Source organism: Streptomyces cahuitamycinicus (genome assembly GCF_002891435.1).
GTDB classification, from domain to species: Bacteria; Actinomycetota; Actinomycetes; order Streptomycetales; family Streptomycetaceae; genus Streptomyces; species Streptomyces cahuitamycinicus.
Genome location: NZ_POUC01000226.1, coordinates 1 through 12,694, shown reverse-complemented (window position 1 = coordinate 12,694; position 12,694 = coordinate 1). Strand labels below are relative to the sequence as shown.

At 73.4% G+C, this 12,694-nt stretch carries 11 protein-coding genes and 3 pseudogenes; 8 read left to right on the top strand and 6 right to left on the bottom strand.

What is annotated here, in order from left to right; genetic code table 11:
- Positions 1–11: 11 nt before the first annotated feature.
- On the bottom strand, positions 12–1,292 hold the full coding sequence (locus C1J00_RS26315) for an alpha/beta hydrolase (RefSeq protein ID WP_102911521.1): 1,281 nt from the start codon (positions 1,290–1,292) through the stop codon (positions 12–14).
- Positions 1,293–1,670: 378 nt separating this feature from the next.
- On the opposite strand from C1J00_RS26315, the gene C1J00_RS26310 reads away from it, so the two are divergent.
- From C1J00_RS26310 to C1J00_RS26300, 3 genes and pseudogenes are all read left to right on the top strand, one after another.
- Positions 1,671–2,135 (top strand): hypothetical protein, encoded by a 465-nt coding sequence (locus tag C1J00_RS26310; RefSeq protein ID WP_102911520.1) that lies wholly within the window; start codon positions 1,671–1,673, stop codon positions 2,133–2,135.
- A 183-nt stretch (positions 2,136–2,318) separates the two neighbouring features.
- On the top strand, positions 2,319–2,888 hold the full coding sequence (locus C1J00_RS26305; protein WP_102911522.1) for a cysteine hydrolase family protein: 570 nt from the start codon (positions 2,319–2,321) through the stop codon (positions 2,886–2,888).
- A 13-nt stretch (positions 2,889–2,901) separates the two neighbouring features.
- Positions 2,902–3,257, top strand: a pseudogene (locus tag C1J00_RS26300) (GNAT family N-acetyltransferase); the annotation flags it as partial.
- A gap of 18 nt (positions 3,258–3,275) precedes the next feature.
- Here the strand turns inward: C1J00_RS26300 and C1J00_RS26295 are convergent.
- Positions 3,276–4,652: a DUF1996 domain-containing protein gene (locus C1J00_RS26295; RefSeq protein ID WP_102911519.1), complete on the bottom strand. Its 1,377-nt coding sequence runs from the start codon at positions 4,650–4,652 to the stop codon at positions 3,276–3,278.
- 234 nt (positions 4,653–4,886) lie between these two features.
- Between C1J00_RS26295 and C1J00_RS26290 the strand changes: the two genes are divergently transcribed.
- Entirely contained in the window at positions 4,887–5,909 is a 1,023-nt protein-coding gene (locus tag C1J00_RS26290) for an NAD-dependent epimerase/dehydratase family protein (RefSeq protein ID WP_102911518.1), read from the top strand.
- Positions 5,910–6,461: 552 nt separating this feature from the next.
- Here C1J00_RS26290 and C1J00_RS26285 read toward each other — a convergent pair.
- Entirely contained in the window at positions 6,462–7,574 is a 1,113-nt protein-coding gene (locus tag C1J00_RS26285) for a sensor histidine kinase (protein WP_102911517.1), read from the bottom strand.
- Positions 7,571–8,305, bottom strand: a complete 735-nt coding sequence (locus C1J00_RS26280; RefSeq protein ID WP_102911516.1) for a response regulator transcription factor — start codon at positions 8,303–8,305, stop codon at positions 7,571–7,573. The genes C1J00_RS26285 and C1J00_RS26280 overlap by 4 nt, the downstream gene beginning before the upstream one ends.
- 128 nt (positions 8,306–8,433) lie before the next feature.
- Between C1J00_RS26280 and C1J00_RS26275 the strand changes: the two genes are divergently transcribed.
- The 3 genes and pseudogenes from C1J00_RS26275 to C1J00_RS48350 form a co-directional block, all read left to right on the top strand.
- Positions 8,434–9,123 carry a glycosyltransferase family 2 protein gene (locus C1J00_RS26275; RefSeq protein WP_102911515.1) on the top strand — a complete coding sequence of 230 codons (690 nt, stop codon included), beginning with the start codon at positions 8,434–8,436 and terminating at the stop codon, positions 9,121–9,123.
- A complete protein-coding gene (locus tag C1J00_RS26270; protein WP_102911514.1) occupies positions 9,120–9,773 on the top strand; it encodes a TIGR04282 family arsenosugar biosynthesis glycosyltransferase in 654 nt (217 codons plus the stop codon). The genes C1J00_RS26275 and C1J00_RS26270 overlap by 4 nt, the downstream gene beginning before the upstream one ends.
- Positions 9,770–10,207: pseudogene (locus C1J00_RS48350) on the top strand (class I SAM-dependent methyltransferase); the annotation flags it as partial. The gene C1J00_RS26270 and the pseudogene C1J00_RS48350, both read left to right, overlap by 4 nt.
- A 167-nt stretch (positions 10,208–10,374) precedes the next feature.
- Here C1J00_RS48350 and C1J00_RS48345 read toward each other — a convergent pair.
- Complete coding sequence (locus C1J00_RS48345; RefSeq protein WP_439333436.1) at positions 10,375–10,845, bottom strand: hypothetical protein; 471 nt, start codon at positions 10,843–10,845, stop codon at positions 10,375–10,377.
- Entirely contained in the window at positions 10,845–12,086 is a 1,242-nt protein-coding gene (locus tag C1J00_RS26255; protein WP_180989710.1) for a molybdopterin-dependent oxidoreductase, read from the bottom strand. Before C1J00_RS26255 ends, C1J00_RS48345 begins: the two co-directional genes overlap by 1 nt.
- 113 nt (positions 12,087–12,199) lie before the next feature.
- Here C1J00_RS26255 and C1J00_RS26250 point away from each other — a divergent pair.
- A pseudogene (locus tag C1J00_RS26250) lies at positions 12,200–12,694 on the top strand (hypothetical protein); the annotation flags it as partial.

The following is a 12,694-nucleotide window of genomic DNA, read 5'->3' as shown; positions in this document are numbered from 1 at the left end:
GTCGGCAGGCGTCACTTCTGCGGCTGGAAGGACCAGTAGGAGCCGTCGGCGTGCGGCACGGACACCAGCCCGAAGCGCCGGGACGGCGGGAGGGCCTGCCGCAGCAGGCCGTAGACGTCGGCGAGGACGGACGTGTGGTCGCCCACGTACGAGTGGCCCATCAGTCCGGTGTCGAGAGCGCCGGCGTCGACGGTGTCGAGCCCCGGGGCCACGACGATTCCGGCGCCGGCCTGACCGGCGCGCGGTGCGGCCGCCAGGGTGCGGGAGGCGGCCAGGGCACGGTCGACGGACGATGCGTAGAGGGTGCAACCGGCCGCCTGACGGGCGATGCGGGGCAGGCGCCGGCGGAACACCTCGGCGTCGACGTCGGGCGCGGCGAAGACCACCTGGCCGAGCCGGCCGGAGTCCTCGGGCAGGCTCGTGGTGTCGAAGTCGGCGAGCGCTTCGGTGAGCAGCCGGTTACCCATGCTGTGGGCCAGCACATGCACCTCGCTCACGTTCGTCCCGGTCAGAATCAGGCGCAGGAATTCCTGGAAGTACGGCACAGCGCGGCTGACGGAGTTCTCGTCCGCGACGTAGCCACCGACCGTGCCTTTCGACGGCCAGCTGTAGAGCAGGGGGACACCGGTGAAGTTCAGGTCGTAGGCGATCTGGGCCGCGCGGATCGCGGCGTCGCGGAACGTGACGTTGTAGCCGTGGACGAACAGCAGTGCCTGGTTCACCTCGCACTCCGCGAGCCGTTTGCGGGTCAGCTCGGTGAACTCCTGGGCGGTGGACGTCGCCACGGCGCCGAGTGTCGCGACCCTGGCCGGATCGTCACGGAAGCGCAGCCTCCACACACGGGATTTCTCCGCGGCGCCCATACGGTGATCGTCGGGGATTCCCACCCGGGCTTCCCCGTAGGTCAGTTCACCGCGCCCCGCACCGAAGCCGGTCCGCTTCTGGTCGAGCGCGCGGTCCGTGGCGTACAGCACCGGAACCAGCAGTGAACGCTGCCAAGCGACCCAGTGCGGCGGTGGGGCGGCGGGGCCGAACCGCTCCTGGCGGGCCGCAAGGGCGTCGAACTCGGCAGCCAGCATGGCTCCGAGCGGAGCGTGGGTCTCGAATGCCCGGGCCACTTCGCGCGCCGCCGAGTTGATGGCCTCATACGTCTCGGGCGCCGGCGTCTCCTCCGTGCCGCCGGTGGCGGAGTCGTGCTGTACGGCGTCCAGCGCCCTCAACGCCGTCAGAACATGTGACGCCAAGCGTTCGAGGTCGGCGCCGTGCACGAACTCCGCTGCCTTCGGCCACACTTGCGCGACCGCGGGAACGAGTGGCCCCCAGTCCTCCACGTTGCCCCCATGACTCCGAGAAGACTCCCGATACGCGGACCGGATGATGAATCACGGCCCCCCTGGGCATCATAAGGCGCGCGATGGCCGCCTCGGAGGACAAGTGCGCAGGTGCGGAACCGCGTTGTGGCCACGGTGCAAGAGCGTCGGTCGGCCCGCCCGCCCTGCGGGTTTCCGGCGGGCCGCCATCGCCGCCGGCTGTGCCGCCGACTGCCCGTGAGTACCCGGCCGCACCAGGCTTGAGTAGCCGCTCGGATATGCCACCGCAGGTCAGCAGGACAGAGTCGTCTCGGGCGACCCGATCCGGATGCACCCAGAGGCGAGAGGCGGGCAGATCCGATGAGCGACGCAGCCAAGCAGACGCACATCCGGGCACATCCATTGGTGCAGCGTTTGCTGTCACTGGAACTCGACCCGGATCACTGCGCGGTGTTCGGGAGCGGCCCCATGCTGGCGCATGGACTCAGGAGGTCGCTCGGGGACCTCGATATCGTCGCCCGGGGGCCTGCTTGGCAGAAGGCCTGCGGGGACGGTGACCTCGGTGTCTCCAAGATCGGTGGAGACCCTGTGGCTGCCTTCTGGGGCGGCAGAATAGAAGTGTTCAGCGTCTGGTTCCCACCGGATGTCTCTACGGACGACCTGATCGACGAGGCCGACGTGGTCGCCGGAATCCGCTTCGTCCGGCTTCGGCACGTGCTCGCCTACAAGCGCCGGCTCCGACGGCCGAAGGACGTCCCGGACATCACCGTGCTGGAGCAGGCTCTCAGCGCACCTGCGCACGCCGGCAGTCCTCAGGTGGCATGAGCGCGGCTTCATGTGACCGACACCCGAGCGGGTTGTTAGACCCGCCTCACCCCCGGGTACTCAGCAGCACATCCCGGAACCCGCACCACCCGCTCCACTCGGGAGATCCGATGCTCCGACGTCCACCTTCGCCACAGGTCACCGCACCCCATGAGTGACAGCACGGGGGCCGCGGTGGAGGGCATGGAACCAGACGCGGACCCGGCGCGGTCGGCTCTGATCGTGATCGACATGATCAACACCTACGACCACGAGGACGCCGAGCTCCTCGTGCCGTCCGTGGAAGGGATCGTGCCCGTCCTGACCGAGCTGCTCGGGCGGGCCCGCGAGGCGGACGTTCCCGTGATCTACGTGAACGACAACTTCGGACGGTGGCGCTCGCACCACGGGGAGCTGCTGGACGCGGCCCTGTCCCAGCCGCACGCCCACCTGATCGAGCCGATCCGGCCCGACGACCGGTCGCTCTTCGTCGTGAAGGCACGCCACTCGGTCTTCTTCGAGACGCCCCTGTCCTACCTCCTGTGGAGCCTGGGCGTCGGGCACGTGGTCCTGACCGGCCAGGTCACCGAACAGTGTGTCCTCTACTCCGCGCTGGACGCGCACATCCGCCATCTGCAGGTGACGGTGCCGAAGGACGCCGTCGCCTCCATCCATCCGCACCTGGCGACGGCGGCCCTGGAGATGATGGAGCGCAACATGGGCGCCCGGATCACCACGGCGAAGGAGATCGGGTTCGGGCCCCGCGACGCCTGAGACCGGCCGCGGCCTGCTGCCCGACCCGGACGAACCGCGGGCGCCGCGCGGCCTGTTCGTCGTCGCCCGGTCGCGCGGCGAGCCGGTGGGCTGCGCCGGGCTCGAGCTGCCGGCCGGGGCGCCCGCGGAGATCAAGCGGTTATGGGTCTCCCCGCGGTCCGGAGGTCTCGGCCTGGCCCGGCGTCTGCTGTCCGGACTGGAGTCCGGACTGGAGGCCCGCGCCGCCCGGCACGGCAGGGACCGGGTGCGGCTCGACACCAACAAGGCCCTGGAGGCGGCCATGCGTCTCTGCCGCGACAGCGGGTACACCGAGGTACCCGCTTTCAACGACGAGCCTATGCCCACCACTGGCTCGAGAAGCTGCTGTGAGACACGGACTCAGCGGACTCAGCCGCAGCGGCGGCCGGAGTTGATGCAGCCGACGGCCTGCTTCATCAGCCGCTGGGGCATCGCGTTGATGAAGTCCCCGTGGTCGGTGATGGGCTTGTGCAGCGACTCGGGGAAGCTGTCCACCGCGAAGGCCCTGCTGCCGGCCAGACCGCTGTAGGTGAGGCGCTGAACGAGCTGCGGGACCGCCTTGAATCCGGCCGGGCACCTGCCCCGGGCGTCGGCGAAGGCGACATGGCTGCGGTGGTTGGCGCTGTCGGTGTTCCTGCCGTCCCAGCAGCTCTGGAAGCGCTCGGTGCGGACCAGCTCGCTGCCGGCCGGGCAGATCGGGTACTTGTCCTTGAGCTGGACGCGGTTCTCGAAGCCGGTGCACGACCAGGCCGCGTTGGCGTTGGCGCCGCCGTTCGCGTTGGCCTTCGCGTCACCGGTGATGATGCGCAGGAAGCGCGGCATGGCGACCACCTTGGTGGTGGGACTGCCGACGAAGGTGAGGCTCACGGACGTGGGGGTGAGGATCTTGCCGACGTTGCCCTCGGCTCCGCCGCCGGGCTTGTCCGCGTCCGCCTCCTCGACTCCGCCGCGGTCGCGCAGCACCGGCCAGTAGTAGGTCGACCGGTCGCCGTTGGTGCACGTGGTGCGGGCCGCGGCGAGGGTGTCGTCGGTGGTGAAGGCGTCGACGCCGATGGCGCCGACGTAGTCGTGGGTGTGGTGGGCTCCGTTGCCCACCCCCGGAGCGACGATCACGTTGTCGGAGTTGTGCCGGCCTTCCGCGTTGACACCGCAGCGGGTCTTGAAGGCGCCCTTGGAGGCGTTGCGGTTGGTGCGTGGCGGGGCCGGCACGTTGGGGGTGACCTTGGTGATGTCCACGAAGTCCTCGGGCACCGGGCCGTTGCCGGCGGCCGGAGACGGGCTCGCTCCCTGCCCCTGTTGCCCCTGGCCTGCGCCGGCCAGCGTGCACGCGGCCAGGTTGCCCAGGCCCTGCGGCCGGGGTGCGCCCGTGCGGCTGATCGCGATGGCGATGCGGTCGACGGTGGCGGTCCGCTTGTCCTTGAGCGGGCCGAGGATGGCGTTCCGCACGAAGTCCGCACCGCCCTGGCCCCGCGTGGCGGCCAGCCGGTTTCCGGCCTCGGTGATCTGCGGTTCCAGCAGGCGCAGATTGCGATCGACCTCCGCACGCGCCTGCCGGGGCACGTCCGGCAGCCGGTCGGCCACGGAGGGGCAGGAGATGGGTGAGGCCGCGCGGGTGGTGGCACGCGGGGCGTCGGTCGCGTTGGCCTGCATGTTGACCAGCGTGAGTCCGACACCGCCCGCGGCCAGCCCGGCGACCAGGACGATCGCGTTACGGCGTTTCCGGTTGCGCCTGTGTCCCTGGTTCATGGTGGCCTTCCGTTCGTCTGTCAGATGTGTCGGTGTGTCAGGTGTGTCAGGTGTGATCACAGTGGCCAATGTGACGAGGAAGGACCACTGGTCCCGGCCGGGCGTCACCGTCGCGTAAGAACTGGCGCCCCGCTCCGGGCTCGCTGGTCAGCGGTGCTCGGGGTTGTCTTACGGAGTCATGACGTACGGCCGCGCTCCCGTGGGGCGGCGGCGGCCGGCGCTTAGCGTGCCCGTATGCGCGTACTGGTCACCGGCGGTGCCGGGTTCATCGGGTCCCATGTGGTCGCCACCCTGCGGGAGCGGGGGCACGAGGCGATCGTGTTCGACGTGCGGGAGGATCCCGCGGCCGACGTGCGGGACGCGGCGGCGGTGGGCCGCGCCCTGGCCGGTGTGGACGCCGTGTGCCACCAGGCCGCGATGGTCGGGCTCGGCGACGGGGTCGCCGACGCGGCGGACTACGTCGCACACAACGACCTGGGGACGGCCGTGCTGCTCGCGGCCATGGCGGAGGCGGGCGTACCGACCCTGGTGCTCGCCGGGTCGATGGTCGTCTACGGCGAGGGACGGTACACGTGTGCGCGGCACGGGGTGGTGAGGCCCGGGCCGCGGGCCGTGGCCGCGCTCGGCGCGGGCCGGTTCGAGCCTCCGTGCCCGGTCTGCGGGGAGGACCTCTCCCCCGGGCTGGTCCGCGAGGACGCCCCGGCCGATCCGCGGAACGTGTACGCGTCGACCAAGCTCGCCCAGGAGCATCTGGCCGCCGCCTGGGCCCGCTGCACCGACGGGTCGGCGGTGTCACTGCGCTATCACAACGTGTACGGGCCGGGCATGCCCCGGGACACCCCCTACGCCGGTGTCGCCTCCTTCTTCCGCTCGGCGCTCGCCCGGGGCGAGGCCCCGCGGGTGTTCGAGGACGGCCGTCAGCGCAGGGACTTCGTGCACGTCCGGGACGTGGCGGCGGCGAACGCCGTGGCGCTGGAGGCGGCGGTCGCCCCGGGGGCGCTCACCGTGTACAACACCGGCAGCGGTACCCCGAACACCGTCGGCGCGATGGCGCGGGCGCTGGCCGCCGCTTACGGCGGGCCCGAGCCGGTCGTCACGGGTGAGTACCGGCTCGGGGACGTCCGCCACATCACCGCGGACTCCTCGCGGCTGCGGGCGGAGTTGGGGTGGAAGCCGGCTGTCGGCTTCGAGGAGGGCATGACGGAGTTCGCGCGGGCGGGGATGCGGGGCGCCTCGGCGGCGGGCCCGGATGAGTAACGGCTGGCGCCCGTGGCGCCCACGACGCCGGTCGCCGTAGAGACCGGTCGCCGTAGAGACCGATCGCACCCATGGCCGCCGACGCCGCCGGTCGCGGCGAAGACCGCGGCGCGGAACCACACCGTGGCGCGGAACCACACCGCACACCGCGGCGGTGGCCGCCACGGCCACACCGACCGACTGCCGACCCCACCGAGCCCGCGGGAGCGACCCGAACACCCGGCCCGCCCGCCGGTGACGCGGCCCGACGGCCGGACCGCGGAGGCGGCGCGTCGGCAAGGCGCCCACCCGTGGCGCTCACGGCGCGGCTCCCGCGGGCTTGGCACCGCTCCGCCGATCAGGGCCAAGCCGGGATGGCCTACGCGGAAGCCAGGGCCTCGCGCCACTGCTCCCGTCCCGCGGGCACCAGCCCGCCAGTCGAGCCGCGCCGCCGTCGCCGAGGCCGAGGCGACAGCGAGGTGCCCACGGGCGCCGGCCCGCCGGTCGGGGCCGCGGTCGCGGTCGCGGTGGCCGGAGCGTGGCCCGGGGGCGCGGGGCGGCGCCTGTCCGGGGTCACGAAGCGGCCGCGGGCAGGACCACCTCGAAGCGGCAGCCCCCGGGGATGTTGCGTACGTCGGCCCGGCCCTGGTGGGCCTCCACGATGCCGCGCACGATGGCGAGGCCGAGGCCCGCCCCAGCCGGGGGCGTCCTGGCGTGGGTGCCGCGCCAGCCGGTGTCGAAGACGCGCGGCAGGTCCTCCTCGGGGATGCCGCCGCAGCCGTCCGTCACCGACAGGACGACACCCTCTGGGGAACGCTCGGCGGCGATCGCGACCGTGCCGTCGGCCGGGGTCCGGCGGATCGCGTTGACCAGCAGGTTGCCCAGCACTCGGCTCATCTCCTTGCCGTCCACCTCCACCGGCACCGGCTCGACACGGCCGCCAACCAGCCGCACCCCGTGCGCACGGGCGAGGGGGTCGACGCCGGCGAGGGCGTCGCCGACCAGGTCGTACAGGGAGATCCGGGTTGGGGTCAGGGCCAGGGCCCCGGCGTGGATGCGGGAGAGCTCGAAGAGGTCGCCGACCATGTCGTTGAGGCGTTCGACCTCGGTCCGCATCTGCCGGAGGTAGCGGGCGGGATCGGCGGCGACGCCGTCCTCCAGGGCTTCCGACATGGCGCGCAGACCGGCCAGCGGGGTCCGCAGGTCGTGCGAGATCCAGGCGACGAGTTCCCGGCGGGAGGCCTCCAGGGCGCGTTCCCGCTCCCGGGACTCGGCGAGTCTGGCGCTGGTGGCCGCCAGCTCGCGGCTCACCGCGGCGAGTTCGGCGGTGGCGGGCCCGTCGGGCGCGGCGAAGTCCCCGCCGTCACCGAAGGAGCGCGCGGCCACGGCGAGTTCACGGCTGCTGGCGACGACCCAGCGGCCCAGCAGCAGGGCGGTGGCCAGGGAGACGACGGCCGCCATGGCGACGACGGTGGTGACGACGGTCAGGTCGTGCGCCGACAGGAACATCGCCCAGGCGACGGCGAGCGTGCCGGCGAGCATCGCGACGACGCCGACCGCCGCCACCACCGCGAGCGAGACGGTCAGCGAGCGGCGGCGGATCAGGCGCAGTACACCCGCCCCGGTCAGCCCCGTCGCGGCGGCACCGGCGAAGGCGTACAGGGCGATCAGGAGGTTGTCGCTCACGGCCGGTCGTCCCCCTCACCGGGTTCGAAACGGTAGCCCACGCCCCAGACGGTCTGGATCAGCCGGGGCCGGGCCGGGTCGTCCTCGACCTTGCCGCGCAGGCGGCGCACGTGGACCGTGACGGTCGACAGGTCACCGAAGTCCCACCCCCACACCTCACGCATCAGGTCCTCGCGGCCGAAGGCCCGCCCCGGGTGCCGCAGGAAGAAGGAGAGGAGGTCGAACTCGCGGAGGGTGAGGGCGAGTTCGGTGCCGTTCTTGGTGGCCCGGCGGGCCGTCGGCTCGACGGTCAGACCGGCCGCTGCCAACCGGCCCCCCGTGGCCGCGGGGCGGCTGCGCCGCAGCACCGACTCGACGCGCAGGACGAGTTCGCGAGGGCTGAAGGGCTTGGTGACGTAGTCGTCGGCCCCGACCTCCAGGCCCAGGATGCGGTCGTCCTCGTCACCGCGGGCGGTGAGCATGATGACGGGCACGGGGCCCTGGCCGCGGATCCGCCGGCACACCTCCAGACCGTCCATACCGGGCAGCATCAGGTCGAGCACGACCAGGTCCGGCCGGCGCGCGGCGGCGCTGGTGAGGGCGGTCGGGCCGTCGTCGGCCCGGTCGACGGCGTATCCGGCGCGGTCCAGGTATCCGGCGACGACCTCTGCGACGGTCGGATCGTCGTCGACGACGAGGATCCTGGGGGCCCCGCCCGCGGTCCCGGGGGGCTCGTACGGCTGCTGCTGCATGCCCCCAGCCTGGCACCACGGGGCCGCCGGTGGGGTCCGGGCACCGCCCTGGCCTCCCGACGTCCGCGTTTCGTAAGGAGCGACTGCCCGGAATGCCCGATTCGCGTTCGTAGGGTGAAGCCGTGACGATGACACCTCCGGACGTCGACGTGGTGCTGCCCTGCCTGAACGAGGCCGAGGCCCTTCCCTGGGTGCTCGAACGGATTCCGCCGGGCTGGCGCGCGCTCGTCGTCGACAACGGTTCCACGGACGGCTCGGCCGGCATCGCCCACGCTTGGGGCGCGACCGTGGTGCACGAGCCGCGTCGGGGCTTCGGCGCGGCCTGCCACGCCGGACTGACGGCCGCCACCGCCGACGTGGTGTGCTTCTGCGACTGCGACGCCTCCCTCGACCCGGGACTCCTGGCCCCCTTCGTGCGTGAAGTGCGCGACGGCGGTGCCGACCTGGTGCTCGGGCGGCGGCGCCCGCAGGGGCGGGGCGCGTGGCCGCCGCACGCCCGGGCCGGCAATCTGGCACTCGCCCGGATGCTGCGTCGCCGCACCGGGCTGCGCCTGCACGACCTCGGCCCCCTGCGCGCCGCCCGCCGGGAGGCGCTGCTCGCCCTCGGCCTGAGCGACCGGCGCAGCGGCTATCCGCTCCAGATGGTCGTCCGCGCGGCCGACGAGGGGTGGCGGATCGCCGAGCACGACGTGCCGTACCTGCCGCGTGCCGGGGCCTCGAAGGTGACGGGTACGTGGCGCGGTACGTGGCAGGCCGTACGGGACATGAGCCGTGTGCTGGCCGAAACCCCCGCGCACGAAGGGGGAAACGTCCGTTGACCACACTCCTCGTCATCGCCAAGGAGCCGCGACCGGGCCGGGTGAAGACGCGGCTCACGCCGCCGTTCACGCCCGAGGAGGCAGCCGAACTTGCCGAAGCGTCCCTCGCGGACACGCTGCACGCCGTGGCCGCGGCGCCCGCCTCCCGGCGCGTCCTGGTGCTCGACGGTGCCCCCGGCCCCTGGCTGCCGCCGGGTTTCGACGTCGTGGCGCAGTGCGCGGGCGGTCTCGACGAACGGCTGGCGGAGGCCTTCGCGGGCTGCACCGGCCCCGCCCTGCTCATCGGCATGGACACCCCGCAAGTGACCCCGGAGCTGCTCACCGTGGACTTCGCCGGCTGCGACGCCTGGTTCGGCCCGGCGCAGGACGGCGGCTTCTGGGCCCTCGGGCTGGCGTGTCCGGACCCCGCTCTGCTGCGGGGCGTGCCCATGTCGACGCCGGTGACGGGCGCCGTGCAGCGGGAGCGGCTGGTCGCCGCGGGACTGCAGGTGTGCGACCTGCCGCCGCTGCGCGACGTCGACACCGCGGCCGACGCCCACGCCGTCGCGGCACTCGCCCCGCGGGGGCGCTTCGCGGCCCGGCTGGCCCGCTGTTCGGCGTCCGGGGTGCCGGTCGCCGAGCAGGTCTCGCGTCCGGCCGGTCCCCGATGAGCGCCCCACCCGCCACCGCCCTGGCCTGGGCCGCCGCCGACCCCTACGACGCCGCCCTGCGCGCCGGTCGCGGCCCCCTGTTCCTGCGGCGTACGGACGGCTGGCTGCTTCCGCTGGAGGTGGAGCGCTGGTGCGCCCGCGCCGACGCGGTCGACCGGGACGTGCTGGACCGGTGTGAGGGGGCCGTGCTGGACGTGGGGTGCGGGCCCGGGCGGCTCGTGGCCGAACTGGCCGCCCGGGGCCGGGTCGCCCTCGGCATCGATGTGAGCGAGGCCGCGGTGGAGCACACCGTGCGGCTCGGCGGCCAGGCGCTGCGGCGCTCGGTGTTCGAGCCGCTGCCCGGCGAGGGCCGCTGGGACACCGTGCTGCTCATGGACGGCAACATCGGCATCGGGGGTGACCCGCGCGTCCTGCTGGAGCGGATGGCCGGGCTCCTGCGCCCCGGCGGTCTGCTGATCGCCGAGACCGCCCCCGCGGACGTCGACGAACGCGTGCGGGTCCGCATCACCGACACCCGGGCCACCGCCGGCGACCCCTTCCCCTGGGCGCGGCTCGGCACCCGCGCGCTGCTCGGACACGCGCGGGCCTGGAAGCGGGCCGGTCAGTGGACGGCCGGCGGACGGCACTTCGCCGCCCTGCGCAGTCGCAGCAGCCGCACCACCAGCAGCAGCGCCGAGCCGGCGAAGAGGACCGCGGTGATCAGCAACCAGCGCGCGAGGAACACATCCGGCGGCAGGCCGGTGGCGGACCGGTAGCGGTCCGCCACCATGCCGCTGATCAGGGGGAACCACACGAGGAGCAGCAGGCCGGACAGGGCCGCCGGTACGCGCGCGTACAGGACCCACTCCCGGCGGCGGACCGCACCCAGGCCCCGTACCAGGGCCCGGTCCGCCGCAGCGTAGAGCGGCAGCAGCACGAGGTCGTGCAGCAGCGCCGCGCCCACGACCCACAGCGCCACGCCGAACCAGTCGTCGGCGAGCAGCCGTACTCCCGCGTAGGCGGCGAGGGCGAACGAGCAGGCGAGCAGGAGAAGGTGGAAGGGGCTGCCGACCGGGAGCCGGGGTGCGCGCATCACAGGTCTCCGAACGTCATCCGGGCCACCCACTTGGTGTTCAGCACACCGGGCGCCGCGGGCACGATGATCCGCGCCGGGTAGCCGTGGTCGGGGGAGAGCTCCTCGCCGTTGACGTACAGGGCGAGCAGGGAACGCGGGTCGGCCACCTGGTTGGCGCGCAGGGCGGCCTTCCGGAAGGCGCCGCGCCGCTGGAGGGACTCGACGAACACGTCCGGCGGGTCGTCCTCGTACCCGGCGAGGGCCGCCAGGTCGCGCAGGCGCACTCCGCGCCACCACTGATCCGGCGTCGACCAGCCCTCCACGCAGGCGATGGGCAACGCCGCGCTGTGCAGCGGGAGCCCGGCCAGCTCCGCACGGCTGAGCCGGACCGTGCCCGCGGGCCCCGTGACGACGAGCCGCCACGCGTCCCCGGCCGTTTCCGCCGTGTCGATACCGGCGTACGCGGCGGTCTTGTTGATCTGGAAGCCGTTGGGGCCGCTGCCGGGTTCGGCGCCGCCGTGCGGGGCGAGGAGGGCGGTGCGCCGCAGCGGGCCACCGAAGTTCTGCCCGACGGTCGTGGCGAACAGCAGCAGGGAACCGCCCCCGACGAACCACAGGGCGCCCCGCCGGGAGACCGTCGGCTCGGCGGGACGCGGGGACACCAGGTCGTCCCTCTCCTCCCGCAGCCGCCGCAGATTGCGCAGTGCCGTGGGCGTCTTCAGCAGCGCGTGGGCCACGAACGCGGCGAAGAACACCCAGGCGCCGTAGAAGTGCAGGGGGTAGAACGAGCCCGGGAAGACGTAGTCGAGCTGGACGTTGAGGACACCGGTCACGAACTCGAACAGCCCGCCGCCGACCAGCAGGAGCAGCGAGATCCGCTCCAGGGCGTGCGCGAGCGAGCGGGCCGGGGGCAGGGCGAACAGCCTCGGCACGACGGACCACAGCTTGGCGAGCAGGACGGGGATCAGGGTGATGCCGAGGGTGACGTGGACGCCCTGGTTCAGCCGGTACAGCCAGTGCGGGTTCGTCGGCCAGGCAAAGAGGTAGAGGCCGAGGATCCCCTTGTCCGGGGTCTTGTCGTTGACCGGCGACAGGTCCGGGTTGTAGGCGGCGTACGAGAGCAGGCCCGTCACGAACAGCACGGTGATGCCGGCGAGCAGCACCAGACCCAGTACCGAGGTGAACCGGGGGCCGCGCAGGGGGCTGCGCCAGAAGCCGGGGGACGTGGGGAGCCGTGGAGCGCGTGGTTCGTCTCGCATGAGCCGACGGTAGGCCGCGAGCAGCCCGCGGGAGGGGGCGCGACCCATGACGAAACGCTGACGTCGGGCCCGGTCGGGGGTCCGCGACCGGCCGCGCGGCCTAGCGTGCCGGTGTGATCCGCACTCCGCCCTCCGCCCCGCCGTCCCGAGGCCTGCGCCGCGACCTGTACGCCGCCGGGGCCGCCGTGCTGCTCGTGACGGTGTCCGTATCGGTCGGCCGCCACATCGAGGACACCCGCCGGACGCTGTTCGTCGACTGGCCACCGTTGCTGGCGTCCTGGGAGCCGCATCTGGGCCCCGGCACCCCGGCGGCCGTCCTGGTGGCGATCGCCACCGTCACCCAGGGCCCCGCGCTGGCGGCCCGCCTGCCCTGGCGTGCCCTGCTCCCGGCCGCCTGGGGTGCGGCCATGGCGTGGATCTTCTCCCTGGCGCTGATCGACGGCTGGGAGCGGGGCATCGCTCGCAAGCTCACCACCCGCCACGAGTACCTCCAGGTCGTCGACCGCTTCCATGACATCCCGGCGGGCGAGCGTCTCGTCGGCGAGCGCGCGGATCGTGATCAGCACGGCCACGCAGGCGGTCGCCCCGACGGCGATGCACCACACCCC

Coding starts and splice junctions, on each gene's coding strand:
- C1J00_RS26310 (WP_102911520.1), top strand. CDS start 1,671: ATGAGCGACGCAGCCAAGCAGACGCACATCCGGGCACATCCATTGGTG.
- C1J00_RS26305 (WP_102911522.1), top strand. CDS start 2,319: ATGGAACCAGACGCGGACCCGGCGCGGTCGGCTCTGATCGTGATCGAC.
- C1J00_RS26295 (WP_102911519.1), bottom strand. CDS start 4,652: ATGAACCAGGGACACAGGCGCAACCGGAAACGCCGTAACGCGATCGTC.
- C1J00_RS26290 (WP_102911518.1), top strand. CDS start 4,887: ATGCGCGTACTGGTCACCGGCGGTGCCGGGTTCATCGGGTCCCATGTG.
- C1J00_RS26280 (WP_102911516.1), bottom strand. CDS start 8,305: ATGCAGCAGCAGCCGTACGAGCCCCCCGGGACCGCGGGCGGGGCCCCC.
- C1J00_RS26275 (WP_102911515.1), top strand. CDS start 8,434: ATGACACCTCCGGACGTCGACGTGGTGCTGCCCTGCCTGAACGAGGCC.
- C1J00_RS48345 (WP_439333436.1), bottom strand. CDS start 10,845: ATGCGCGCACCCCGGCTCCCGGTCGGCAGCCCCTTCCACCTTCTCCTG.
- C1J00_RS26255 (WP_180989710.1), bottom strand. CDS start 12,086: ATGCGAGACGAACCACGCGCTCCACGGCTCCCCACGTCCCCCGGCTTC.